This window comes from Rheinheimera sp. A13L (assembly GCF_000217935.1).
Taxonomy (GTDB): Bacteria; Pseudomonadota; Gammaproteobacteria; order Enterobacterales; family Alteromonadaceae; genus Pararheinheimera.
The window spans coordinates 108,243-135,192 of record NZ_AFHI01000004.1; the positions used below are offsets into that span (position 1 = coordinate 108,243).

21 protein-coding genes are annotated in these 26,950 nt (G+C 46.6%); 14 read left to right on the top strand and 7 right to left on the bottom strand.

Translation table 11 applies throughout. The annotated features are described in order from the left end of the window. Positions 1-110 precede the first annotated feature (110 nt). The 13 genes from RHEIN_RS03270 (at position 111) to RHEIN_RS03330 (ending at position 13,515) form a co-directional block, all read left to right on the top strand. Positions 111-1,379 (top strand): efflux RND transporter periplasmic adaptor subunit, encoded by a 1,269-nt coding sequence (locus RHEIN_RS03270; protein ID WP_008897548.1) that lies wholly within the window; start codon positions 111-113, stop codon positions 1,377-1,379. A gap of 44 nt (positions 1,380-1,423) precedes the next feature. Continuing rightward, positions 1,424-2,119: an ABC transporter ATP-binding protein gene (locus tag RHEIN_RS03275; RefSeq protein WP_008897549.1), complete on the top strand. Its 696-nt coding sequence runs from the start codon at positions 1,424-1,426 to the stop codon at positions 2,117-2,119. Position 2,120: 1 nt separating this feature from the next. Further along, a complete protein-coding gene (locus RHEIN_RS03280) occupies positions 2,121-3,437 on the top strand; it encodes an ABC transporter permease (RefSeq protein ID WP_008897550.1) in 1,317 nt (438 codons plus the stop codon). 10 nt (positions 3,438-3,447) lie between these two features. Further along, entirely contained in the window at positions 3,448-4,629 is a 1,182-nt protein-coding gene (locus RHEIN_RS03285; protein ID WP_008897551.1) for an ABC transporter permease, read from the top strand. Positions 4,630-4,632: 3 nt separating this feature from the next. Next, positions 4,633-5,967, top strand: a complete 1,335-nt coding sequence (locus tag RHEIN_RS03290; RefSeq protein ID WP_008897552.1) for a sigma-54-dependent transcriptional regulator — start codon at positions 4,633-4,635, stop codon at positions 5,965-5,967. 6 nt (positions 5,968-5,973) lie between these two features. Then, positions 5,974-7,287, top strand: a complete 1,314-nt coding sequence (locus RHEIN_RS03295) for a sensor histidine kinase (RefSeq protein WP_202797767.1) — start codon at positions 5,974-5,976, stop codon at positions 7,285-7,287. After that, positions 7,284-8,366, top strand: a complete 1,083-nt coding sequence (locus tag RHEIN_RS03300; RefSeq protein WP_008897554.1) for a LacI family DNA-binding transcriptional regulator — start codon at positions 7,284-7,286, stop codon at positions 8,364-8,366. Before RHEIN_RS03295 ends, RHEIN_RS03300 begins: the two co-directional genes overlap by 4 nt. A 42-nt stretch (positions 8,367-8,408) precedes the next feature. Further along, positions 8,409-9,248, top strand: a complete 840-nt coding sequence (locus RHEIN_RS03305; protein ID WP_008897555.1) for an endonuclease/exonuclease/phosphatase family protein — start codon at positions 8,409-8,411, stop codon at positions 9,246-9,248. A gap of 26 nt (positions 9,249-9,274) precedes the next feature. Further along, on the top strand, positions 9,275-10,336 hold the full coding sequence (locus RHEIN_RS03310) for an alpha/beta hydrolase family protein (RefSeq protein ID WP_008897556.1): 1,062 nt from the start codon (positions 9,275-9,277) through the stop codon (positions 10,334-10,336). A gap of 40 nt (positions 10,337-10,376) precedes the next feature. Further along, complete coding sequence (locus tag RHEIN_RS20265; RefSeq protein WP_008897557.1) at positions 10,377-11,195, top strand: c-type cytochrome; 819 nt, start codon at positions 10,377-10,379, stop codon at positions 11,193-11,195. A gap of 410 nt (positions 11,196-11,605) precedes the next feature. Next, the gene (locus tag RHEIN_RS03320) at positions 11,606-12,103 is read left to right on the top strand and encodes a hypothetical protein (protein WP_008897558.1); all 498 of its coding nucleotides are present in this window, start codon (positions 11,606-11,608) and stop codon (positions 12,101-12,103) included. An 82-nt stretch (positions 12,104-12,185) separates the two neighbouring features. Further along, positions 12,186-13,055 carry a restriction endonuclease gene (locus RHEIN_RS03325; protein ID WP_008897559.1) on the top strand — a complete coding sequence of 290 codons (870 nt, stop codon included), beginning with the start codon at positions 12,186-12,188 and terminating at the stop codon, positions 13,053-13,055. Positions 13,056-13,146: 91 nt separating this feature from the next. After that, positions 13,147-13,515, top strand: coding sequence for a hypothetical protein (locus RHEIN_RS03330; RefSeq protein ID WP_008897560.1), 369 nt, complete (start codon positions 13,147-13,149; stop codon positions 13,513-13,515). Here RHEIN_RS03330 and RHEIN_RS03335 read toward each other — a convergent pair. Together RHEIN_RS03335 and RHEIN_RS03340 are read right to left on the bottom strand one after the other, a co-directional pair. After that, complete coding sequence (locus RHEIN_RS03335; RefSeq protein ID WP_008897561.1) at positions 13,512-14,402, bottom strand: ADP-polyphosphate phosphotransferase; 891 nt, start codon at positions 14,400-14,402, stop codon at positions 13,512-13,514. The two genes, RHEIN_RS03330 and RHEIN_RS03335, sit on opposite strands and share 4 nt — an antisense overlap. Before the next feature lie 14 nt (positions 14,403-14,416). After that, entirely contained in the window at positions 14,417-16,084 is a 1,668-nt protein-coding gene (locus RHEIN_RS03340) for a Na/Pi cotransporter family protein (RefSeq protein ID WP_008897562.1), read from the bottom strand. Positions 16,085-16,544: 460 nt separating this feature from the next. Between RHEIN_RS03340 and RHEIN_RS03345 the strand changes: the two genes are divergently transcribed. After that, a complete protein-coding gene (locus tag RHEIN_RS03345; RefSeq protein WP_008897563.1) occupies positions 16,545-17,792 on the top strand; it encodes an MFS transporter in 1,248 nt (415 codons plus the stop codon). Between the two features lie 61 nt (positions 17,793-17,853). On the opposite strand, the gene RHEIN_RS03350 is transcribed toward RHEIN_RS03345, so the two are convergent. The 5 genes from RHEIN_RS03350 to RHEIN_RS03370 all read right to left on the bottom strand — a co-directional run bounded on the left by RHEIN_RS03350 (position 17,854) and on the right by RHEIN_RS03370 (position 26,776). Beyond that, complete coding sequence (locus RHEIN_RS03350) at positions 17,854-19,872, bottom strand: glycoside hydrolase family 97 protein (protein ID WP_008897564.1); 2,019 nt, start codon at positions 19,870-19,872, stop codon at positions 17,854-17,856. Positions 19,873-19,960: 88 nt separating this feature from the next. Next, positions 19,961-21,451: a tryptophan halogenase family protein gene (locus tag RHEIN_RS03355; protein ID WP_008897565.1), complete on the bottom strand. Its 1,491-nt coding sequence runs from the start codon at positions 21,449-21,451 to the stop codon at positions 19,961-19,963. Between the two features lie 112 nt (positions 21,452-21,563). Beyond that, positions 21,564-24,464: a TonB-dependent receptor gene (locus tag RHEIN_RS03360; protein ID WP_008897566.1), complete on the bottom strand. Its 2,901-nt coding sequence runs from the start codon at positions 24,462-24,464 to the stop codon at positions 21,564-21,566. Positions 24,465-24,823: 359 nt separating this feature from the next. Continuing rightward, a complete protein-coding gene (locus RHEIN_RS03365; RefSeq protein WP_008897567.1) occupies positions 24,824-25,717 on the bottom strand; it encodes a sugar phosphate isomerase/epimerase family protein in 894 nt (297 codons plus the stop codon). A 45-nt stretch (positions 25,718-25,762) separates the two neighbouring features. Continuing rightward, positions 25,763-26,776, bottom strand: coding sequence for a LacI family DNA-binding transcriptional regulator (locus tag RHEIN_RS03370; protein WP_008897568.1), 1,014 nt, complete (start codon positions 26,774-26,776; stop codon positions 25,763-25,765). Positions 26,777-26,950 lie beyond the last annotated feature (174 nt).

The window sequence follows — 26,950 nt, forward strand, 5'->3', positions numbered from 1 at the left end:
TTTGTATTCAGTGTGTTTTAATATTTATCATTAAAACAATGGCTTATGTGCATTTTTTGCCTTGGCACAGTCCCTGCTATATCTGGTTAATCAGAATGCGGAGAACAAAGATGATCCAGGGTACAGAAAATCAGGATATTCAAATCCAGCCGGGCAAAACCAGGCAGTGGCGCCGTCCAGTGCTGGCCACTTTGTTTATGGCTGGTATCTGTTATATCAGTTATAGCCTGCTGGCGGCCAGCTCTGCTCAGGCTTCCTTAGTGCTGCCCAAAGATCAGGTGCAACTGGCTATAGTGGAACGGGGCAGTTTTACCCGTGATTTGTCGGTGCAGGGCAGGGTGGTTGCAGCTAATGCGCCCACTTTATTTAGCCAGGAAGCAGGTCAGGTGCAGTATCTGAAACAACCAGGCGAAGCTGTGCAATTGGGCGACTTATTGGCTGTGGTATCAAGCCCGGCTCTGGATAACGAGTTGGAGCAACAACGTGCTTTACTCGCCAGTATGGAATCCGACTTCGAGCGTTCAGCTTTATTAGCGCGTGAACTGCAACTGGATATGGAGCAAGTGCAAAACACGGCTCAGGTGAATTTGGTGGCCGCCAAACGTGAACTGGCCCGCGCCGAACAGTCGATCAAAATGGGTGTCATTCGCCAATTGGATTACGACGTGGCGAAAGATAATCTGTTGCAAGCTGAGCTGGAATTTGATCACGCCAAACGTAAGGTGGCACTGGCTTCAGATAAGCTGAGTTTTGAAAAAAAGTCTGGTCAGTCCGCCTTAGCCCGTCAGGCTTTGGTTGTGGCTGAACTGGATCGAAAACTGGCGGCACTGCAAATTAAAGCACCAGTTACAGGTCAGGTGGGCAACTGGCTGGCAGAGCAGCAAAGCCATGTACTGGCTGGCACAGGTTTATTAACAGTGATCGATTTAAGCCGCTACGAAGCAGAGCTTTCGGTGCAGGAAAGTTATATCCGCGATTTAGCTGTTGGCATGCTGGTTGAAGTGAATTTAGGCAATCAGCAACTCAAAGGTGAGCTGAGCCATATAGCCCCCGAAGTGAAAGACAATTTAGTGACTGCACGGGTGCGTTTTTCTCAGAACGACAGCACCAGCTTACGTCAGAACCAGCGTTTATCTGCCCGCGTCATTATTGAGCAAAAAGACAATGTACTGCGCATCAAAAGAGGCGACTTTGTTGGCTCAGGTGCCAGCCGCATCGCCTATCAGGTGACGAACAATCTGGCGGTTAAAACCTCAGTGGTCTTAGGCGCATCCTCAGTACAGTACGTCGAAATTTTACAAGGTGCCAAAGAAGGTGACCAATGGGTTATCTCTAATCTGGATGAATTTAAACAACAAGACAAAGTTCAGTTGAACTAACAGTCTATACAGGAATATCGGCTTAAATGCCAAAGGAGAAAACCATGATTCAAATTAATAACTTAAGCAAAATTTTCCGCACAGATTTAATTGAAACTCATGCACTCAGACAAATTAACCTGCAAGTGAATGAAGGCGAGTTTGCTGCTTTAACAGGCCCTTCAGGTTCAGGTAAATCCACCTTGCTCAATGTGCTTGGTACTTTGGAAAGTTTTGACCAGGGCGATTATTTGCTGGATGGACGTTCCGTGAAAGGCTTGTCTGACCGTGAATTGTCAGCCCTTCGAAACGAAAAAATAGGCTTTATTTTTCAAGGCTTTAACCTGATTAAAGATTTTAGCTTGTACGACAATATTGAACTGCCGCTGCGTTATCGTGGTTTTAGTTCAGCCGAACGTAAACGGCGGGTCGAGCAGTCCTTAGAAACTGTAGGTTTAGCAGCTCGACGCGACTATCACCCAAGTCAGCTTTCTGGTGGTCAGCAACAGCGTGTGGCTATAGCCCGGGCAATTGCAGGTGAACCCCGTATTCTTCTGGCGGATGAACCCACGGGTAACCTGGATTCATTAATGGCTCGTCAGGTGATGGAACTGCTGGAAAAAATTAACCAGCAAGGCTGCACCATATTAATGGTGACGCACGACCCGGATCAGGCCCGTCGTGCCAATCGGCATATTCAAATTGTGGACGGTCAGCTCAATGACTCCAGTATGTACGAACCTTTAGCAGCAGGAGCTTAAGATGGAAGCCTTAGTTCATAACCTGAAGCTGAGCTGGCACAGCATTAAAAGAGCCCCTTTGCCTTATGCCTTAACCCTGCTGATTTTAAGTTTAGGTTTAGGCACCTTTTTCAGTAACGCCACTTTGTATTACTGGATGAATCGCGACCCAATACCAGAAAAAAGCCAAACCTTATTTATGGTGCGGATGAACTCAGTACCTGGTGATTGCACCGATTGTTTTGAACCACCACGTGTGATGAGTTATATGGATATGCAAAAAATGAGTGGCAGCGGTATTACCTCAGCCGAAGCCGCTATGTACTCCAGCAACGCTTATGCCAAAACTGTGGAAAACCAGCAGGCTACACCCAGTCAGGTGGAACTGCGGGTGACCCAGCGCGACTTTTTTAAATTGTTTAATGTGCCTTTTCTGCATGGTGAAACCTGGCCCGATAACAATGCCCGGATGGAGGTGGTGATCAGTAAAAATACCGCCACTAAGTTTTTTAGCCGCACTGATGTAGTGGGGCAGGACATGCTGATTGATGATCAGTTGTATAAAGTCATTGGGGTATTGGATGAATGGAGTATGTTGCCACGTTTGTATGATGTGAATGGCAGCCGCTCTGCTGAACCTACAGAAGATATTTATCTGCCGCTGGAAACTGCATACGATTTGGCTATTCAGTCTAACACCCAAAACTCATTTTTTGATGTGGACTGGGATGGTGATATGGCCACCTACCCACAAATGGCCAGAACCAACTTTGTAAACCAATTACAGTTTTGGGTGCAATTGGATAGCCCGGAAAAAGTGCAGCAATATCAGCAGTACCTTAAAAATCTGGTACAGGATGAAAAAGCAGCAGGCCGTCATACCAGACCAGAAGGTAATAAACTGGACAATATTCTGAATGTGCAAAAAGCCTTACGTGCAACCAACGATCAACTGGATGCTTTTGCTTTGGTTGCTTCTCTGTTTCTGCTGGTTTGTGTGGTCAACGCCAGCCACTTGTCACTGAACCGCTATATGGCCAATCAGTATGAGTTTAGCTTACGCCGTGCTTTAGGTGCCAGCCGCTGGCAGCTACAAAGCCAGATTATGGCCGATGTGTTATTGAGCTCAGTTTTAGCTTTTGTTGCGGCACTGGTGTTTGCTCAACTTGGCTTGTGGACTATTAATTCGTTATTACCCGGGACCCGCGCTTTGGCCAGTTGGGATTGGCAGATGCTGAGTGTGATGGCGCTGTTTGTTGTGTTGATCAGCTATCTGGTGACCTTGTACCCGGCATTAAAAACCTCATTCAGCCCGCTGAATCAGCAGTTAAAACAATAAGGAGAGCATCATGTCGGTATTTTTAATTATTAAATCCTTATTGCGCCGCAAAGTGGTCACAGCCTTGTTGTTGCTGCAACTGGCCGTTACTTTAGGTTTAGTAGTGAACTCCTTGTTGTTGGCAAGTGCTGCTAAAGAACTGGTGGATCAACCAACAGGCTTGTCGCTGGAGCAAATTCTGACGGTATGGGTAAAACCAACCAGCAAAACATTGCGCTTGCAGCCTGCCTTAACAGACCTGATCTCACGTCAGTTGACTGCGGTCAGACAAATACCGGGCGTGGAAGCCGCAGACTTTGTTAATCAGATCCCGCTGCGGCAAGGCGGATCAAACTGGAATATTTTTGAACGTGACCGCCAAGACGAAAGTAATGTGGATTCAGTGCCTTATTACTATACGTCAGAGCAAATTTTTCAGGTACTTGGTGTTCAATTAATCACAGGCCGTTTATTAACCCAACAGGACTGGGGGATTGATAATATTCTGCTGACTGAAAAGCTGGCTAAACAACTGTTTGCTGAACAAAACCCGATAGGTAAAGTGACCAACAATGGCACTGTGGTCGGGGTGGTATCTGACTTTTATTCACAGCGTTACGCCAGCCATCCATTTTATGGTCAGATTGTATTTGGCCCTCTTCACAGAGCTGAACAAGGTTATCAGTTAATTGTCAGAGTGGCACAGGGGCAATCTGAAGCTGTACGCAAGCAATTAACAGATGTGATCAGAAATGCAGAACCCCAAATGGATATAGGTACTGTGCTGCGGATGGATGAAAACCGTGACGACGTATTCCGTTCTGAAATAGGTTTAGCCACTTTGTTGTCGGTATTAAGCGGATTAATGCTGCTGGTTGCTATGATTTCTGCTTACAGCCACGCCCATTTCCATGCGCTGCAAATGCAAAAAGAAGTGGGTATTAAACGGGCTTTGGGGGCCAGTAAAGCCCGTGTTTTATTGGATGTATTAAGTGAAAGCTGGCTGACCACCGCCATAGGGGCAGGTTTTGGTATTCTGGTCTGTTACGGTTTAAACATCAGTCTGGCTAAGGTGATTAGCATACCTGCAGTACCAGTCTGGCTGCCGCTGTTGACTATGCTCTTACTGTTGCTTTGTGTCACGCTGGCCACATGGTATCCTGCCAGAATAGCAACACGGATATCTCCGGCCACAGCAACTAAGACCTTATAAAGAATGAAAAAAATACTGGTCATCGATGATAACGAAGCGGTCTGTACCGCCCTGATGACCCTGTTTCAGTTGCAGGGGTATCAGGTGTTTATCGCGCAGCAGCCTGGTGTCGCCAAAAGTATTTTGCAGCAGCAATCTATCGATCTGATTTTGCAGGACATGAACTTTGCTCAGGGGGAAATGAGTGGTGTTCAGGGCAAAGAACTGTTTTATCAGTTACGCTCTGATCACCCGAGTATTCCTGTGGTACTGCTCACGGCCTGGACTCATCTGGATATGGTGGTGGAACTGGTGAAAGCCGGTGCCACCGACTATATCGCCAAACCCTGGGACGATCAGCGTTTGCTGACCACTGTTGCCAACACACTAAAAATCAAACAACTGACCGAACAAAACTTAAAAGCTGAGCGCAAGCAGCAGGAAAGGTTAGGTTTGTTTGCCGGTAAAGATTTATGTGGCTTAGTTTTTACCAGTACGGCTATGGAGCAACTGCTGCACATGGCATTGCAACTGGCTCCAAGTAACGCCGCAGTGCTGATTACGGGTGAAAATGGTTCTGGCAAAGAAGGCATAGCTCAGGTGCTGCATGCTAATTCAAAGCGTAAGCAGCAGCCTTTGATTAAAGTAAATATGGGCGCTTTGCCGGCCGATTTAATGGAAGCCGAACTCTTTGGTGCTGAAGCCGGTGCCTACAGCGGCGCGACTAAAACCCGTATTGGCCGCTTTGAAGCTGCAGATGGTGGTACTTTGTTTCTGGATGAAATTGGCAATTTGTCATTATCAGGCCAAATGAAATTATTGCGGGTACTGCAAACCGGAGAGTTTGAACGTTTAGGCTCCAGTCAAACCCGCAAAGTGGATGTGCGTATTATCAGCGCGACTAATGCTGATTTAAGCCATGCCATTAACGCAGGGCATTTCCGCCAGGATTTGTATTACCGGATCAATGTGGTACAGCTGCATTTACCAGCCCTTAAAGACAGAGTGGATGATATTGTGCCTTTGGCGCGGCATTTTTTAGCAGGGCAAAAAAGTTTAACAAAAAAAGCCGAGCAGGCGCTGCAAAGTTATAGCTGGCCGGGCAATGTGCGGGAGCTGCAAAATTTATGTCAGCGTGCTTTATTACTGACTCTGGCCGATGAAATTGATGCTGGCGATTTGGCCTTGCCTCAGGAGCAAACTACAGCGAAAAAAGCGCTGGATGATTTGGATAAACAGCAGATAGAACAGGCGCTGCATCAGGCTCAGGGGGTGGTAGCCCGTGCAGCTAAACAACTGGGTATTAGCCGGCAGGCGTTGTACCGGAGAATGGAATTTTATGGCATTGAACCTGTGTAAGAGCTTATGCAGCTGATGCGGCGTTTATATCTGCTGGTGCTGGCCTTACTGGTGCCAGCTTTTTTGTTGTTGTCTTATCTGAAGGCTGAACCGCTCTGGTATGGGCTCTTTTTGGCTTTTGATCTGCTGTTCATCTTAGTGTTGCACTGGGCACTTAAACCGCTGCTACAGGAAATTGAAGCGCTGAATTTACATGCCCAGAACTTGCAGGACGGCAGTTTTAACGTCGATGCCAACCGCCATCTTTTATGTGAACTTAAGCCTTTAGCCGAAGTATTGCAGCAAATGTCAGCGCAATTGCGGCAAGAACGCGCCACTTTGTATCAGCGCGAACTGCTGCTTGATACAGTTCTGCAATCCAGCCCCAGTGCTATGGTGTTAACCGACCAAAATGGCAGGGTGCTGATGAGCAATCCGGCGGCCCGGGTATTGCTGCATCAGGGCCGTAAGTTTGAAGGTCTGTTGTTTTCAGAGTTAACAGCAGAGTTACCTGAGCTGGCTTTGGCTATTGAAAATGGACAACAAGGCTTGTTGCATCTGGGCGAACCCGCATCGATTTGGCATTTGTCTGTTAGTTTTTTCTCGCTAAACCAAAAATCGCATCAGTTGTATCTGTTGAAACCTATGACCCGCGAAATCCATAGGGAAGAAGTGAAAGCCTGGAAAAAACTGCTGCGGGTGATTGGGCATGAACTGAATAATACGCTGGCGCCTTTATCTTCATTAGCTTACTCAGGCCAGTTAGTGGCAACCGAACTGCAACATAAGCAGCTGCAACAAATTTTCCAGACTATTAGTGAACGCCAGCAGCATCTGAATCAGTTTTTACAGTCTTATATTCAGTTCGCCAAATTACCCACTCCGGTTTTAGCACCAGTACACTGGGCCAGGCTGATTAATCAGTTACAGGATCAATACGAGTTTGAGCTGGAAGGCGATTTACCACAGCGTAGCTGGTTAGCGGACCCGTTGCAGTTGTCGCAGCTGTTATTAAACCTGTTGAAAAACGCCCATGAATCAGGCTCCAGGCCAGAGTTTATTCAATTAAGTTTTACCGAATTGCCGGATCAACTGCTGATCTGTATTCAGGATGCAGGCGGCGGCATGACAAACGAAGCTCTGGCTCATGCCATGGTGCCTTTTTATACCAGTAAAGAAAATGGCTCTGGCATAGGTTTAACCTTGTGCCGTGATATAGCCGAAGCTCATGGCGGCAGTTTAAGCCTGCAGAATCAAGGCGCGGGCTTATTGGTTAGCCTGATACTACCGGCTTCTGGGCCTGTCTCTGGTGCTGGCAATTCTGTGACTGAACAGGCATGATAAAGCCTGAACTAAAACAGGGTGTTATAGCTGTGTCGGCAATAGAAAAACCAAAAAAATTAAATCTGAAAACCGTGGCTTCCTATCTGGGCGTTTCAGTCGCTACAGTTTCCAATGCCTATAACAGACCTGATCAACTTTCCCCTGAATTACGCCAGCGTATTTTGCAGCAATGCACTGAATTGGGTTACGACGGCCCTAATGCCGCGGCCCGCAGTTTACGCACTGGCCGCTCTGGCATAGTGGCAGTTTTATTGTCAGACACCCTGGAGTATTCGGTCAGCGACCCTGTTGCCAACCAATTTATTAAAGGTGTGGCTGAGGTACTGCAGGAACACGGCATGGATATGCTGTTGTTATCCGGCCGGCATAACACCAGCAGCAGCAGTGCTGAAGCCGTGCCCGACGGTTTTATTTTGTATGGTGCGCCCAGTAATCCTGAGCAACTGAACCGCATTGTTAAAAGCGGCAAGCCGCTGATCACAGTCGACTGCAATCTGGATAATGTGGTGTCGGTGAACGTCGATAACTACGCTGCTGCACACCGCATTGCTGAACATGCTTTTAAAAAAATGCAGGGCAAAGTGGCGGTGCTGGGCTTGCGCTTAATTGAATCGGACAGAGTGTGCCGTATTCAGCCACACGAGCTGTACAGCACAGAACAAGCCATTTCCCGTCGCCGTTTGGACGGTTATTTAGCCGCTGCTATAGAACAAGGCCGCGATTTACCTGCAGATGCGGTCTGGCATATTCCTCTCAATATCCATAATTTTGCTTTAGTAGCAGCCCGTGAAGCTTTAACTCAATTTCCGCGACCACAAGTGCTGCTTTGTATGAGTGACCGTATTGCTTTGGCTGCCATGGCGGTAGCGCGTGAGTTGGGCATTAAAATACCGCAAGATTTAGTAGTGGTTGGTTTTGACGGCATTGAAGAAGCTGAACGTTTTTACCCCAGCCTGACCACTATTGCTCAGCACAGCGACGAAAAAGGCCGCACAGCTGCCCGTATGCTGTTATCAGGCGAGTCAGAGGCCGACCTACTGATGCCTTCTGAATTAATAATTCGGCAAAGTTGTTAAGGTAGTCTCTGTTTCTTCTTTTCGTTTCAACAGGCGTTTGCCATGAAAATAGTAGTGTTTCTTTTATTGGTGCTGGTTTTTCCGGGGCTGGCCCAAGCCTCCACTTTGAAATTAATGAGCTACAACATTCGTTGTGGTTTATGTGAAACTGAAGGTACACCGCAGTATTGGCCTGAACGTAAGTTTTTACTGGCGCATTTAATTCAGACTCAACAGCCCGATCTGATTGGCTTGCAGGAAGCTGAACTGTTTCAGGTGCATGATTTAGTGGCTATGTTGCCGCACTATCAATGGTATGCAAAAGGCCGTGATGACGGCAAAACCAAAGGCGAAAGCACTGCTGTGCTTTATCGCAAAGACACATTAAAGTTGCTGTCGGCAAAAACCTTATGGTTGTCTGAAACGCCGGAACAAGTATCAAAAGGTTGGGACGCGAACCTGAACCGTACTTTTACCAAAACTCAGTTTAAAGAGTTAAAATCCGGCCAGAGTTTTTATTTTCTGAATACTCACTTTGACCATATGGGAAAGCAGGCTCAGCTGCAAAGTGCGTTATTGCTAAAAGCCGAAGTGGAGAAATTGCCAAAGCAGAGCAAAGTTCTGCTGACTGGGGACTTTAATGTGGAACCCGACAGCGCGCCTTATCAGGCTTTAAGTAAAGTTTTGCATGACAGCGCTTTGGTGGCGAAAGATAAGCTTTCCAAAAATGTTGGCACTTTTAATGGATTTGGCCGCCAACCAGATAGCCCCAGCCAAACCATAGATTTTATTTTTGTAAGTTCCAACCTGCAGGTACAAAGTTATCAGGTGGATAACAGAAGATACAACGGTTTGTATCCTTCTGATCATGAAGCACTGCTGGCTGTGGTCAATTTGAATTAACTATTAACTTATACAAGGATGTTGGAATGAAAACCCCTGTTTTTCTGTCTTTAATGCTGGCTCTGGGTCTGAGCCATTCTGCGTTGGCTCAAACTGCTGCGGCTGCCGCCAATACAGCAGCTCCGGCTCAAACCGAACTCTTTAGCACTGCCCAGAGCTTACAGAAAAGTCGCAGCTGTTTTGGCGGTCCATTCAAAAGTTACGACAGTTTTATTGCCATGCGGATCAAAATGGGCAATAGCCAGCCTAAGTTTTCCGAAGCTAAACTTAGAACTCAATTCACTCAGACTGATTTTGAGCGTTTCCAACAGACTCTGGATTGCCAGGACTTTGTCTATAAAGTGGGTGACGTACCTGTTCGTGGTTTTATGATTAAACCTAAGCAGATCAGTGGCAAAGCCCCTGTGGTGATTTATAACAGAGGCGGCAATGCTGACTACGGCCAGCTGACCTTTAGTTTGCTGATGCAAAAGCTGATGCCTGTGGCGGAACAAGGTTTTGTCATTATTGCCAGTAACTACAGAGGCCAGCATAACTGGGGGAAAGCCGCAGTGAGCAATGCCGGGTTTGATGAATTTGGTGGTGCTGAGTTAGAAGACGTAAAAGCTTTAGTGCCTATAGCTCAGGGAATAAAAGACGTAGATGCCAACCGAATGGCGATGTGGGGCCACAGCAGAGGTGGCATGATGACCTATATGCTGGCCAAATCTATGCCTGAACTGAAAACTATCATAGTAGGAGCTGGTCCGACCGACTTAGCCAAAGAGTTGGAAATCCGCCCTGCGATGGAGAATGTGCATAAAGCAAGGATCCCAAATTACAGCAGCAATAAAACGGCTGCTTTAGCAGAGCGCTCAGTGCTGTTATGGCCAGAGCAACTACCGGCAGATTTGCCGATTTTGATCCAACACGGCGATCAGGATAAGCATGTGTCGGTGGGTGGTGCAGAACAATTAGCGCTGAAATTGAAAGCATTAAAACGCCCACATCAACTGTTGATTTACCCCGGAGCCGATCATGGTTTTAACCCTGTTCGCGCTAAAGCGCAGCAGGATATGATCCACTGGCTCAAACAACATTTAGGCTAAGCTGTTTTAGTCCATCGGCGGCACAAGGAACAAAGGGGCAATGATGTTTAAAACTACTTTACTGATTATGTTGTGGTTTTTGTCCTTTTACTCCTTTGCTGCCAATGCGCAGCAGCTGCTGATTAAATTGCCACAACAAGAACACAACTGGGCTTTGGCGGAAATTAAACAAAAAGTGCCAGTGCAGCAGATCAAGCTATTTGATCCTGTCTATAACAGCGATAAAAGTTTTGAAGGCGTGTCTTTACTGCAGCTGTTAAAAGCTGCAGGTTATAAGCCGGGCCAGGCTGCAGATGAAGTAGTGCTGACCGCTTCTGATGGCTACGCGCCCAGTGTGCCGCTTGAGTTTTTTCTGGACGACCAGGCTGTATTGGTTTTTTCCGAAACGGGTAAGAAAGATTTTGACTTTGCCCCAGTCGCTCAGGGCAAAGCTATGGTGTCGCCTGCGCCATTTTATTTAGTCTGGAAGCAAGGCAAAGCAGTAGAAAAAACCAGACCCTGGCCTTATCAACTGGTGAAATTAGAGCTGGTTAGTTTCCAACAATGTTACCCCAAGCTATATCCAATCAATGCAGAGCAAAACTCAGCGGCATATCAGGGCTTTTTGCTGTTTAAACAAAGCTGTATCAGCTGCCATTCCATCAACCTGCAAGGCGGCGACTTAGGCCCGGAGCTTAACGCACCAAAAAACGTCACCGAATACTGGACACAAGATCACTTAAAAGCCTTTATCCCCAATGCATCCGGCTACAGATACAAAAGCAAAATGCCCACTTTCCCGCAGTTTAGCGCAGAGGATATCGACCATCTGGTCGCTTATTTAAAGCATATGAAGGATTATAAAATTCAGTTGCCTTAGTGATGATTTCTGAGCGGTGAATCAATCAACTTTGGCGTAGCAAGAATAGTTGTAGCGGAATGGGCATAGTCCACGCAGACACGCCGTAAATACGTCCATGTAGTCTCGCCTTTCGCTATCCCTGCGAAAGACGGTCTGCTTAGAACTATACCCATCCACGCTTTTGTTGAGTTTGGTTTCGTGCCTGAAACGACCTTTTACTGCGACTATAGATGAATACACAGTGTTATTTTCTTTAATAGGAAAGCAAGCATGTTTTAAGCAAATAAACAGGCACATTTATTTGTTGCTGAAGAGGGAAAAACACTCTAATTTAGAAACTTAGAGTAAATCAGCCCAAAAAATAACAGGCAAGAAAAAAGTAATAATGTGCCAGCACAATATACAAATGTTAAACGTAAGGAAACATCATGCCTACTAAACTAGTTGAGCATTCATCAAAAACAGCGGAAGCAGTTGATCTTTTATTCAATCAAAAGCACACGGAAGCAGGATTAGTTCTGTTATACGCTTGGATCGATCGTATGGCATGGTTATCCGTTCAGGATAATGAATCCACAGGTCAAGATTTCAAAAATTGGATTAACAAGTATTTGTTGTCAGAGTACCAGCTACCTTGCTCAGCAGACGATTTATGGGCGGCACGCTGCGCTATTTTACATACAGGTTCACCAAATGCTCGAGACACGAACCGAGGTACAGCAAAAAGAATCTTGTATTATGGTGGCGATACACATAAATTCGTTTCCAATCAGGAGGATCTGATTATGCTAAAAGTCAAAGACTTACACGTTGCATTTCTTGGTGCTATCAAAAATTTCGCTGAACACCTTAATCAAAATCAATCTGAGCTGACAGTTGCAAACGAAAAGCTTGATAAAATACTCAAGCGTACAGAACAAGTTTAACAAGCAAAGGCATCTGACGCTCAGCGCGCAGCTGCTTTGAGCGTCATACCTAAATTAAGAACAAATTCAGCGCCTAATAAATATGACAAAAATAGATATCTACGACATATCTGCACAAAAATTTGAAGAATTAGCATTCAACTTTCTTCAAGAGCAAGGCGACCTAACTTCGCTAGAGAACCTTACATCTGGAAAAATTGACTCTGGTTACGACTTCAGTGCCACGCTAAAAGACGCAGAAAAACCTTGCAGAATTGTAATTGAAGCCAAGCACAGAAGAAAACTCTCAAAGCAAGACCTGTATAGAATCGCCGAAACTGCAGAGCGCATCAAATCAGGTTTTGATGGTTTTATACTTATAACCTCAGCAAAACTAAATAAAGAAGAACAAGAGCTCTTAGAAAGGCTTCTTCACAGCTCAGGATACAGCTTAATAAAGATATACCAAGGCATAACATTTGAAGCACTAACAAAAACAAGTAACCGCAAAGCCCTTGAAGAAATAACAAGATCAAAGAGGTCAGAAATAAAGAGCCTTGCTTACGGCATTATTTCGGTCGTCGTAGCGCTAATAGCTTTAACTTCAAATCTAATCCCCTATTTTTTAGACGAAGAGAAAAATTTAGATACCCGCATAGAAAACGTAGCGAGCGCACTTGAGAGCATAAAGAATCTTGAAAAACATCTGACTGAAATAAAATCAGACATGCAAAAAACCCAGCATGAGTCTGAGGCTATCAAGAGAGAGTATGAAAAGTCCCAAGAACTAAAACAGCTGACGGATGATCAGCAAGCTGCCTTTAGAGCTGCAATTGGAGCCTCAAGTCCTCCATGGTGGATTAAGCCTCTAGATTACTTCTTTGGCTTTATTTTAGGTATTGGAGCTTCCGTAATTGCGAGCTTCATTCACGAGCGAATTAAGCGAAACAAGGCTCTCAATTCTCCTGCGTAATAGGTATACCAATGCGCCCAAATCGCTCACTCAGTTTGCTGGGACGGGCTAAAGCCCGCCCCTTAGCTTAATCGGTACTCTTGGAGGAAGCTTGAACCAAAGCTTAAAATTTTTTCTGATGTTACTCTTTACAGCTCTAGTCGCGTCTTGCTCCAGCAAAGCAAAACAGGAAGTAGATTGGGATGCGGTGCGATATAACATTGAAACTTTGTCTACTCTGGCAGCAGGTTGTCTTGAGCAAAAAGCAAGACAATCAGAGTCATGCATCAATTTCGTCAGGCATTATAACGCTGATGGTGCCGACCATGTAAAGCTGCTCAGCGATAACTTGTCTGAATTGTTGAATAAAGATCTGGACGCTGCCCTTATCACTACAGAACAAATTTTAGTTATTACTACAGCGGTTTTATTTATGGGCGGATATGACCAGCCGCCCCCAGCTCCCAACCACCAAAACTAAAGCTCACCCTGCAATAACTTAGTGCGAATTTCTTCTAACTCTGCCCGGCGCGCATCAGTGGTTTCCGGGTAAGCTAAATCCAGTCCGGCCAGAGTTTCGTTAATGATGCTGGAAATGATTAAGCGGGCATTTTTTTTATCATCGGCTGGTATCACATACCAGGGCGCAACTTTGGTGCTGGTGTTGCTTAAACACTCGGCATAGGCACTCATATAACTGTCCCAGTGTTGGCGCTGTGCTGTGTCGGCTTCGGAGAACTTCCAGTTTTTGTCGGGGTTGTCGATGCGGTCGAGAAAACGGCGGCATTGTTCTTCTTTAGACAAGTGCAAAAAGAACTTGATGACCTTGGTGCCGTTACGCACCAGATGGGCTTCCGAGCCAACAATAGAGCGGTAGCGATCACGCCAGAAAGGCCCGGAGTTCAGGTTTTTGTACGGTAGTTTTTGCGCCTCTAATAGCTGGGGTTGCACCTTTACAATCAGCACTTCTTCGTAATAAGAACGATTGAAAATACCAATTTGACCGCGCTCGGGCAGGGCGCAGTGGCTGCGCCAAAGAAAATCGTGATCCAGTTCAGTGGCACTTGGGTGTTTGAAACTGTGCACCCGGCAGCCTTGTGGGTTAATGCCCGACATCACATGGCGAATAGCGCCGTCTTTACCTGCAGCATCCATCGCCTGAAAGATGATCAGCAGAGAATAACGGTTGTCGGCATAAAATAATTGCTGCACCTTCTTCAGGCTGTTGGTGCTGGCGCTCAGCTGTTTCTTATAATCCTTTGAGGAGCTGTAGAGTGGTTCTGCCACTGTGGCGTGCTGGTGCAAATCCAGTTTGGTGCCCGGGACTACGGCATAATCTGCGCTGTTGATCCTTGGTTTGTTTTTCATCTGTCATCACTCGCTTAAGGTAAATTGGGGTACTGATCTGTATTCAGGCTTTTCGTCAAATCGGCCTCTGAAACAGGGTGGATGGCGACAGCTTCTGCGTTCTGACTGGTGTGAAACAACAATCCGGCTTTGATACGTAGTTCTATGGCGCGACGACTGAAGTCCAGACCTTCCAGCAAAGTGTCCAAATCGACGACCTGCAGGTTGCCCTGGACTGCGGCTTCGAGCAATTGACGGCGCGCATCGCGATGGGCGTTGCGTAGTGCTTCAACCAGTTCGCGTGCCTGCAAATGATCACCAGACAACTCTGGTTCCAGACAGCGCTCTGCCTGCTGCAATAATGTGCTCACAGCTGTTTTTTCTGCGCCAGAGAGCAGTACCTGGTCTTGTGCCAGCCGTCGCAAACCTGGAGCCAACTGAGCAGACTCCTGATAATAACGCGCGGCGTAAAGAGCGCTTGCCAGCTCATTCGCTGTGCTGTGTTCCATCGCATCCGGGCGTATGCCGGTGATAAAGTTTGCTATGGCTGCGCCTAATGTATGGATAGCTTCGGCGCGGCGCTTCAGTTCAGGTATGGAGTGGGGGCCGCTGAGGGCATCGCGTAAAAGATTGACCAGAATATCGGACAAGCGCAGCAGTTCTTGCTTCAGGGCTGATACCGCCAATACCGGTGTGCCACTGAGTGTGGCATCCAGATAGTGTGGGCGTTCAATATCTTCTTCCGCGCTATGAAACAGTCGCTCCAGCAGGCTGGCGAAACGATTGGCCAGCGGCAGCATAATAATTACCCCCAGCAGATTAAACAAAGTGTGAAAAAGTGCCAGCAGCGCTGTGGGGGTACTTTCTATATCCAGTGCATCACCCAGCAGGTTAACCAGCCCAAGCATCAGTGGCAGCAAGCAGAGCGCGACTATACCGGTGATCAGGTTAAAGCCTATGTGACTGAGTGCAAGTCGTTTAGCCGCTGGAGTGGCCTTGAAGGTCGCCAGTGCAGCTGTGGACGTCGTGCCCAGATTGGCGCCTATTACTGCAGCAGCGGCCCCTTCAAAGCCGATAATGCCACCGGCAGAAGCTGTGAGAATGATGGCGATAGCAGCACTTGAAGATTGGGTCAGCAGGGTGGCCACAAAGCCGATCAGGATCATGCCCGCCCAGTTAGTACTTACTCCCGCGCCCAAATTGGCGCTGAAACTGCTGGCTATACCTTCGAAAGCTTCTTTGAGTAAATCTAAACCGAGAAAAAACAGGCCAAAGCCAGTGAGCGCATCACCCAGGCCTTTCCAGCGTGTGGATGATGCCAGCAGGCGTAAACCAACCCCGACTACAAGAATGGGCAGCGCCAGCGCCTCTATTTTGAAACCAAAGCCCACCAGGCTGACCAGCCAGGCTGTCATGGTAGTGCCGACATTGGTACCAAAAATAACCCCCATGGCCTGACGTAAGCTGAGGATCCCGGCGTTGACAAAACCTATAGTGGCAACTGTCACTGCACTGGAGGACTGCACCAGGCCTGTAACCAGAATACCTACGCCAACGCCGCGCCAGGGTGTAGATGTCCAGTTACCCAGTAAATGTTTAAGGCGGTTGCCTGCGAATAATGTCAGCCCTTCGGTCATCAGACGCATGGCCAATAAAAACATGGAGAGGCCGCCGAGGGCCTGAATGATTGTATTTATATCCACAGACAACTCCTGGTCGTGGCAAAAAGGATAGGAGATCAATACTTTATAGCATGGATCCTGTGCCAGCTGTACCTCGCTCTGTCCTTACTGTGGCAGGGGCGTGAGAAGGCTCAGAATAACTGCCGGGTCTTCAATGTGGGTGATGATCTTGAAGTGGCCCCCGGCTGCCCGGTACATCCGCCCTGGCAATATGAACTATCCTCCTTCCCCAACTGAAATAAATTTACCCCATAGTTGAATTTTTATATTGCCACTTAAACGATTAAGTTGTAGTTTTAAAGCTCAAATAAATAGGAATAATCTGACATGCCGGATGACGTTGTCATTGTGCCCTGGGGAGGGTAAAGCGTGCCGGATACCATGGAAGCCGACTACACTCAGCATTGAGCTGATTGGGGTTGTACTTCCTGATAAAAATCAGCATCGATAAAATCGAATGCGTTATGACAGGGTAATACCAATGCAACAAGTTCAGACTTTAGAGGCCCGCTCGCCAGATTCACCCACAGCAGCGCTGCCGCCCAGTGCTTTTACTCAGGTGAAATGGATGACCTGCCTGATGTTTTTTGTTTTTGCTATGACCACAGATGCGGTGGGCGTTATTATTCCGCAAGTGGTAGCACAGTTTCAGTTGAGCCTCACCGAGGCCGCCGCTTTTCATTATGTGCCTATGTTATTTATTGGTTTATCCGGTTTGTTTTTAGGCCGGTATGCCGACAGATTTGGCCGGAAAAAAGTCATTCTTGCCGGTTTGGCTTTGTATGCTATTGCTTGTGTGGCCTTTATTTTTGGCGAAAGTTTTTTGTATTACCTGCTGCTGTTGGGCGTCAGTGGTTTAAGCATAGGTTTGTTTAAAACCGGGGCTTTGGCTTTAGTGGGCGATGTTAGTCCTGATGCCAACAGTCACACCAGACTGATGAACAGGGTGGAAGGTTTTTTTGGCTTAGGTGCAATATTTGGCCCTGCTTTGGTGGGTTTACTGATAGCGGCGTCATTGGATTGGACCCAGCTTTATCTGCTGGCAGGGCTGATTTGCGCTCTGTTATTGGTGATGGCGTTACGACTCGATTATCCGGCTTATCAGCCACAACAACAAAGTTCGATTTGGCAAAGTCTGGCCTTGGTGAAAGATAAACATGCGCTGGGGTTTTCGCTGGCAATCGCTTGTTATGTAGCCACTGAAGTCGCCATTTTTGTTTGGTTGCCAACCTTGTTACAAAGTTACGATGGCAACTTCACTGTGCTGGCCGCCCATGCCATTACAGTGTTTTTTATTCTGCGCACCGCAGGGCGTTTCCTTGCCGAATGGTTGCTACTGCGTTTTAACTGGACTGCGTTATTGGCCTGGTTTGGCAGTGCTATTTTTATCTGTTTTGCTCTCAGCATGTATTACGGTGTGGCCGCTGCTTTATGGCTGATGCCGCTGTCAGGGCTTTTTATGTCCATGATGTACCCCACGTTAAATTCTAAAGGCATCAGCTGTTTTCCACGCCAGCAGCACGGTGCAGCTGCAGGTTTAATTCTGGCTTTCACGGCTTTAGCCGCTGCTTTAGGGCCTTTGCTGATGGGCTTAGTGGGAGATGCTATGGGTGATATGCGTTATGGTTTTTATCTGGCAACAGGTTTTGCTTTGCTGTTAATGCTGGGGCTGTGGTGGAATCATTTTGTCCAGCCAGCAGCCAGACGCTTAGCACTGGGCCATGATTAAACTAACACTGCCTATTGAACAATAAAGGGTGGCTTTGGCCACCCTTGTTGTGTCTGTCAGCTTACTTTAGCGGAATAAACTCAATAGCAGCACCACCACCAGCTTGCAAAGTCAGGGTGATTTTATCTTTGGCTGTTACTTCACTGCGTTTGATTTCATAAGCTTGTGGATTGGTTTCCCAGTGCGCATCTGCTGCATCCGTATAAGCAATCATTTGATAACGCACACCTTCTTTCAGAAAGCTTAAAGGCTGTTCTAAAGTACGGGGCTGTTCGTTGCTGGTGGCGCCTAAATACCAGTTGTCTGACTCTTTATCCTGACGTGCCATCACTAAATACTGCCCAATTTTGCCTTGCAGCGCTATGCTTTGTCGCCAGTCGGTGGGAACAGCATCGATAAAGGCAAAAGCTGGGTTTCCCTGATAGTTTTCCGGTAAATCGGCTGCCATTTGCAACGGGCTGTATAAGGTGACATACAAGGCTAATTGATTGGCCAAAGTGCTGGGCACTCTGTTATTGGGTCTGTGTTTTTGATAGTTAAAGTTAAAAATACCTGGCGTAAAATCGATAGGGCCAGACAAACCACGGGTAAAGGGAATAATCACTGTGTGATTAGGCAAGTTGCCAGTGTCAGGGCTGCCGCCGTTGTACTCCATCCCCCGCACTGATTCGCGGGTCATTAAGTTAGGGTAAGTACGGCTTAAGCCTGTATCTTTTACTGTTTCATGGGCGTTAACCATTACCCGGTGTTTAGCTGCGGTTTCTGTCACTTTTTGGAAATGATTAACCATATACTGGCCATGATGCCACTCCTTTTGATCAACACGAGTGCCGACATAACCCATTTTGACTGATGGAATACCCAGCTTCTGATAATAAGCAAAAGCGGGCTCCATCTGCTTTTCGTAATAAGTGATACCAGCAGCGGTCTCGTGATGACCTGTTAAAGTCACGCCTTTGCTTTTGGCATAGTTATTTACTTTTTCAATATCAAAACCCTGCACAGCTTCAGTAAAACTAAAAGTAGGAGGGCGTCGCCACCACTCACCTTCCCAGCCAGTGTTCCAGCCTTCTATCAGCACACTGTCTATATTGTGCTGACTGGCAAAGTCGATGTATTGCATAGCGCGTTCTGTAGTTGCGCCTTGTTTGGGGCCAGGTGACCAGTCTTTTTCACCTATATGCATCTCCCACCAAATACCGATGTATTTGCCTGGTTTGATATAACTGACATCTGTATCTTGGGCGGCGGGTTCATTTAAATTCAGAATGAGATCTGAGTTCAGCAGAGCAAGTTCAGAGTCGGCAATTTGAATAGTGCGCCATGGCGTTTTAAAGGGAGTTTGGGTATAGACCTTATCACCATTAGCCCAGGGTACTAAGTCGGCTTTTAAAGTGATGTGATTGTCGGTAATGTTACGCAGCGTCATAGAGGCGTAATTCACTAAAGCAGCTTCATGTACAGAAACGGCAATGCCTTGGTCGAGTAAGGTCAGCGGGGTATGCGCTACATTGACTGAGCTTAACGCCGAATTGAGATACTGATATTCAAAACGCTGATCCTGATAAGCCTGGATCCACCAGGTGGAAAAGTTGCGGGCAAAAGCAAATTCTGTCAGCTCATCGCGAATTACCACTTTGTTTAAATGGGGTTGCTTTGGCAGCAGATAACGAAAGGCGACTCCATCGTTGTATACACGGAACACCAGTTGCATTTTCCGGGCTTTGTCGCCTTGTTCCCTTAGCTGCAGGCTAATTTCGTTGTACTGATCCACTATGGTGGCACGTTGACCCCATATTGGGTTCCAGCTGCTGTTGTGGCTATGGTTTTGTACTTTTTCAACCTTCAGATTGGCTTGCAATTTTGGCTGATCTTTAAAGGAAAAACCTAAGGCTGACGGCTTAATCACGGCTTTGTTTTTGTAGTTCACACTATAAGTTAAGCTTTGATCTGACAAACTTAGCGTCAAGCTGATTTGTTGATCGGGGGATTGCAGTTGCCAGTTATCTTCTGCCTCTGCTGCTAAGGTCGGGATACTGAAGAGTAACGGCAGCAGCAAGGATGGGATCCACTTCATCATAAAATCCTCTGATATTTGGGTATAAATCTATAAAGAGTCGAGTAATTCAGTCGCACACTGCTGTTTATCAAAGCTTTTTCTTCGTAGCTTAAGGCCGTGCATACAATGCTAAAAACTCGTCGTGACTGGTTAGTTTTGTCAGCGGTTGTTGTTTGGCTGTGCGAATTTGTTGCATCATCTGCAGCAATACCTCTTTGGGATAGGCGCGGGCTGCCAGATGATAATCTGCAGGCAAAAGCCCTTGCCCTAACATCACCTGAAGCCAGGACGCATCACGGAAAATATCGTTGGCGTCATTAAAAATGGCGCCCGTTTCTTTAAACAAAGCCAGTTTTTCTTCTAGCCTGTGCGGAATAGCCATCTGACGCATGTCACGCCAAAAGTCAGAGTCATCCCGTTCATTAACGTGGTAATGCAAAATAATAAAGTCGCGGATAGTTTCAAATTCATCTTTAGATTCAGCGTTGTAGGCGCTAATTTGTGCATTGCTGATGCCACGGTTTGGAAACATTTTCATCAGGCGTACTATGCCGGATTGAATAAGGTGAATACTGGTAGATTCCAATGGTTCCAGAAAACCGCTGGATAAACCAATAGCCACTACGTTTTTATGCCATTGCTCTGTGGTGCGGCCTGTTTCGAAACTGATTTTTTTCGGTTCAGCAAGAGTATTCGAATCCAGGTTACTCATCAGTGTCTGATAGGCCTGATCGTCACTTAAATAGCCAGAGCTGTAAACAATGCCATTGCCATTACGATGCGTCAGCGGAATACGCCACTGCCAGCCCGCGCTGTGGGCAATACTGCGGGTGTAGGGCAGAGTGTGAGCAAAGCGTTCTGTTGGTACAGCCAAAGCGCTGTTGGCTGGTAAATACTGGTCCCAGTGTTCGTAGGCCACACCCAGAGTTTTACGTATGAGCAGCCCACGTAAACCTGTACAGTCGATAAACAAATCGCCTGTCACTTCACGGCCATTTTTCAGTTGCAATGCCTGTACAAAGCCAGTTTCTGCGTCTTGTTTTATATGTTCTATCAGGCCTTCTGTGCGCACCACACCTGATTGCTCTGCCAGTTTTCGCAGGTATTTCCCATAAAGTGCCGAGTCAAAATGATAAGCATAAGGCATGTCGTACACTGGGTTAGGTGTTTTGATTTTGTTAAATTTTCCTTGCTCGCAGCAGAGATAATTTAAATCAAAATCCCATAACGACTCTGTTAACCCCAGCTCTTTTGCGCGCAGCCAATAATGCTGAAAATTGGCCACACCAAGGGGGGCGCCAGGTGCCCCAAAGGTATGGTAATAACTTTCGCCTTGCACCCGCCAGTTTTCAAATTTAATGGCAAGTTTGATGGTGGCATGGGTTTCGCGCAGAAATTCTTTTTCGTCCAGCCCCAGATACTGATTAAAAATCTGGATAGGTGGAATAGTGGCTTCGCCTACGCCGATAATGCCGATGTCTTCGGATTCGACCAGTTCAATGTCCAGCTCGCTGGCAAACACCTTTTTTAACAAAGCTGCGGCCATCCAGCCCGCAGTGCCACCACCTGCTATGACAAGTTTTTTCACTGGTGTTTGCATGTATTTATCCTTAGCTCATTTATTCTGATGATTGAACACTTTTGACTACAAAAAAAGCCCCTGACAACAAGTTGATGTATCAGGGGCTTCGTTGTGTCTTTGCCTGCTACTCTTAATAGAAAGAGTAGTTAAAGTTCAGCATGTAAGAAGGGCCAAACTGGCGGCGCGTTGTCACTATGCCGTTGTCATCCACTGTTTCTTCATCCACATCAGTCAGATTGGTGCCTTGTAAAGATACCCGTAAACCTTCGAGCATATCGAATGGACTTTGAGTAAAGTCGTAGCTGATTTGTGCATCAACCAGTGTTACGCCGTTACGGGAAGCGGTTTCAATTTTATTGGAACCACCACGCTGATAGGTGCTGAAATCTGAGCGATCAGTGGCAGCAACCCTGAACTCAAAACCTTCCATTTCATAATAAGCTGTTAAAGAGTACACCCGATCAGACTGCCCAGGAATACTGGTGCCATCTTCCAGCTCTGCATCAATGATAGTGGCTGAAGCCGCCAGGCCAAAACCATCCAGACTTTCAGATAGCATGCTCAGTGGTGTGTTGGCAGTAAACTCTAAGCCCTTCACTTTACCTTTCAGGCCATCTTCAAAAAATGAGTAGTAGCCATAATCAGGTGGTGTGACTAAGTCTCCTGCTGAGTAGAAGATGTCAGCCGGACCATAAAGACCATCCTGATCGATAATGCGGTCATGAAAACCCGGAATAAAGTAATCGGCACCACCGTTGGTTTCATCATTCCGGAAGTTGATCAGGCTGTTACCGTCGCGAGTCCAGTTCACCAGATCTTTATAAAAGACGGCCAGAGACACATAACCATCAGCCTCAAAGTAGTTTTCCAGCGACAAATCGACGTTATTCGACTCCAGTGGGCGCAACTGTGGATTACCGGCGAATTTTGACCAGGGAGTACCGTAGTTTTCTACATCTGCAATAGTGTTGGGGATGGCAATTGACTCAATGCCTTGATCAAATTTAACAAAACCAGAGGCTTTCATCTGATCAATTCGGGCCCGGCTAATGGTTTTATTTGCCGCTACACGAACAAATTTATTGTCTGCCACTTCAAAGCTTAAGTTTAAACTTGGCAGCACATGATTGTAGCTGGCGCCTTGAGTCACTTCACAGTCGGTATCAATCACCTTATCGTTATTGGCATCACAGACGGCAAAGTTAGCACCCACTATGCCGACATAACCTTCAGAGGATTGCTCAGTTCGGACATACTGCAGACCTATATTCCCTGTGTAAGGAATACCTGCTATTTCGTTTTCAAAGTCGCCTTTGATATAAAAAGTGGTCACTTCTTCGTCAACGCTGTAGGTGTCACCCAGACGATCGGGTTCAAGCAAACCTGCGTCATTTAAGGTATAAGTTCCATCACGGAAAGGGGCAAAACCATCATAAGCGACCACCTGACCAAAACCTGCCCAGCTTAAGTCGGCCAAACCATAGACATAACTTTGTGGTATCGAAGTGGAAAGTGGGTAGGATTCTGCTGTGGCAAAAAAGCCTTTGTTTTCTTTGTCTTTGTAGCGGTCGCTGTAATTGACACCTAAAGTCACTTTATTGATGTAGGAGCTTTCAATTAACCCTATTGTTTCAAGACGGTAGGTTTTCAACTCTTCAGTAAAGTCGGCAAAGTTCAGGAAACCATCCTGCGCATTAAAGTAACTGAAGGGCTCGCCGTTTGCCTGAAGCACATTGGTACTAAACTGATCGGCAATATTGGCCATGCCACCACCCCATACCTGTGGACCTGTCAGTTGTAAAAGCGTCGGATCGGAAAAGGCATCCAAACCACTGGACCCTGTGAAAACTATACCGTCCGGGCTCATCACAAATTGACGACTCCCCAGTTGGGAGGAATTCAATGCGCCAGAGCGTGCCAAACCTGCATAGGACTCGCCGCGTGAATCGTGCTTCTCTGACTCGCTGGACGCGACATCCAATTCAACTGACCAGTTGTCATTTAACTGGTACTCGAGGTTCAGACCAAATACCTGCAACTTACCATCTTTTTGCAGTGGATCTGTGCGTAGTACCGGGTTGGAGTTCACCTGAGTTCCGGTTGAGTTTGCACCTGAGCCAGTCACATTAGCGGACGAGAAGGGTTCGATAAAACCACGTAATACACCAGAGTCTGAGTAGTCTATATCCAAAGCATCTATGCTGATGTCGAGGTTATCAGCAGGGCGGAATTGTAATACTGCAGAGATGGTGTCGCGTTCCAGTTCTGTGCTGATAGATTGCGTATCCAGACCTGTAGGCAGCAACTGGCCGTTTGCATTTTCGCTGTAGCCCCAAACACCGTATTTACGCTGGTTATTAGGTGATTCAGTGGACGCAAGCGCAACAGCTAATCCTATGGTGTCGTCGGCAAACTTTTCAACAAAAGATAACGCAATACGTTGGCCTTTGTTATCGAATTCAGGATTGTCTGAGTCACTTTGATTCGCTTCATAAGTTGCATTTACTGTTAAGGTTTCTTTGGCTTGCAGCGGACGTACTGTTCGTAAATCCACAGTACCACCAATGCCTTGCACCATCAGAGTGGCATCAGTTGTTTTGAAAATAGTTGCGCCAGTCATTATTTCTGACGGGTACAAATCGTATTCCACACCCCGGTTGTCGCCTATACCAATTAGCTCGCGGCCATTAAGCGAAGTGCCGGTAAAGTCCTCTTTAAAACCCCGCACTGAAATACCTGAAGTACGGCCACCAACACGCTCACCGGATAAACCTGGTAAGCGTGATAAAGATTCTGCGATAGAAGAGTCAGGTAACTTGCCTATGTCTTCAGCTGAGATGGATTCCACAATAGATGAATTCCCCATCTTCTCAGCCTGAGCACGGATCAGAGAACCACGAATACCTTTAACTTCAATGATCTCTACTTTGTCAGCTGCTTTGTCTGTTTCCTGAGCAAGCAGCTGACCAGAGCAGAGGGCTGAGGAAACCGCTAAAGATAACAAGGCTGGTTTAAATATCTGTCTTTTCATATCGAATTATCCTGTTGTCAACTTATGGTGCATCAAAGTGTTTTTATTATATGTACAAGTGTAGTAATGATTACTGCATTAATCATTCAGCTTTGTTCTGCCTTTGGCATCCTGTGTGATGACCATGTTGCCAACAAGCTTAATCGATTAAGTTTTGTTTCTATAAAAAAGCAACTGACAGCTTTTTTTGCTATAGAGTCGCTTTTTTTAATCATTGGATGAAGTTTTTTAATTCATCTCTTAATCGTTTTACTGCCGAATTAAACTTATGTCAAGTCTGTCCATAAAATAATCAATACGAAAGCCGGAGTGTGCTGCACAATGGCCGGATTTGATCATTGCTTTTATACCTTGTCCGATCAGGCTAAAAGCGTGCTGAGCGCACTAAAACCCTGACGAATGGTTTCCACTCTGTTGTCGGTATGGTCCCGTTCGACAAAAGCGTGTTTTAAACCTGCCTGATGAGCTTTAGCAAACATAGGTTTGAAATCAATCACACCTTTGCCTACGTCCGCAAAACCACCGGCTTTGTCCATATCTTTGACATGCCAGAGCGGGAAACGGCCAGGATCTCTGGCAAATAAATCCAGCGGGTTCAGACCAGCTTTCACCACCCAGTATAAATCCAGCTCCATTTGCACCAGTCTGGCGTCTGTCTCATTGAGCAATACGTCATACGGAACCTCGCCGGACAATGTAAAAAACTCAAAGTCGTGATTGTGGTAAGTCAGCTGCATCCCTGCGGCCTGAATACGTTCACCTGCTTTATTCAGGAAAGCCGCTAAGGCTTTGTATTGATCTAAAGTTTTACGTTGTTCATCTGTCAGGTAAGGCAATACTATAAATTTGTGGCCCATGATCTGAGCTTGTTCTATCACCAGATCCAGATTTTGTTGCATTACTTCTAAAGGGACGTGGCCTGATGGAGCGCTCAGGCCTTCGTTGTCCATAATGTGTTTTACTTGTTTTGGCGTTTGATCAAAATAACCGGCAAATTCAAGTTGGGTATAACCCACACCTGCGACCAGTTTTAAGGTATCGGCCACACTTTGTGACATCAAATCGCGCAGCGTATAAAGCTGCAGGCCGGGCACCACTTTGGCTGGAGCTGCTGTGGTGTTCGTTTCTGCTGATACAGGCAAGGACGCCAGGCTTAAACCCGCTATACCCAAAGCGCTGAGTTTCAGAAATTGTCGTCTTTGCTGATCCAGCAATTCCGGTTTTTGTTTGAAGGTCGAATGGTCGTATGGCATAGGTTGCTCCTGCTCTGGTGGCGTCAGCCAGCCGGTTAAATAAGGTCAGCTGAACCCTGCGGGAGCAGGACCTGTGCTGGCACGTTGGATCAGGTCAAAAGGTAAAATGACTTTAGGTGCTTTACCGAGGCGACCTTCGAGTAAATCTATTAACAAGCTGACCGCTGTACTGCCAAATTCTTCAGCAGGCTGAGCTATGGTGGTCAGCGGCGGATCGGCAAAAGCGGCAAAAGAAATATCATCAAAACCAGCCACAGACAGATCACCTGGTACGGTAAAGCCCTTTTGTTTAATAGCCTGGATAGCTCCTATCGCCATTTCATCGTTTTCACAAAACAGGGCGGTAGGAGGCTTTGGCAACGCCAATAATTCGGTGGCGGCTTTATGGCCTGATTGCAACGTAAAATCGCCCGGATAAAGCAGGCTTTCATCAAAAGCGACACCTGCAGCATCTAAAGCATCACGATAACCCGCTACCCTGTCGCGGGTCAGTGGGCTGCGAGGTGGGCCTTTGATCATGGCTATACGTCTGTGCCCCAGTTCCAGTAAATGTTCCGTCATAGCGCATGCAGCAGCTCTGTTGTCCAAAAGCACAGTAGGACAAGCGATGCGGTCCAGTACTTCACAGGCGTTGACCATAGGTAATACAGTACCGGTTTTCATTTCCAGCTGAGCAAAAGGATTATAAGCCCGCAGCTGAATTAAGCCGTCCGCTTGTGAGGTGTGCACCATACGGGCATAACTTTGTTCCATCTCCTCGTCAGCAAGCGTATTGCATAACAACAAGGAATACCCTTTGTCGTGGGCAGCTTGCTGCATGCCGCTGATCACCCGGGCAAAAAATACGTTGGCAACAGTAGGAACCAATACCACCAGATTACGGGTTTTGCCGGAGCGAAACTTCACAGCCATCAGATTAGGTTTGTAGCCCAGCTGTTTGACGGCAGTCAGTACTTTGGTGCGGGTTTTTAAAGACACCAGATCAGGTTGTTGCAAGGCTCTGGATACTGTAGCCACTGAAACACCGGCTTGTTGTGCTACATCACGAATATTGGACATGAATACTTTTCATCTTATGAATTTGCTCTGGATTTTATCTGGATATTCACTACTGTGCATCTGTTTAGCCTGCTGATCTTCAGCAGGCAATTTTTACAAAGTTGCTGATGTAACCGATATCATTTATAAATCACTTTATTGAAAAAGTGAAGACGATTTTACCAAAAGCTGCTT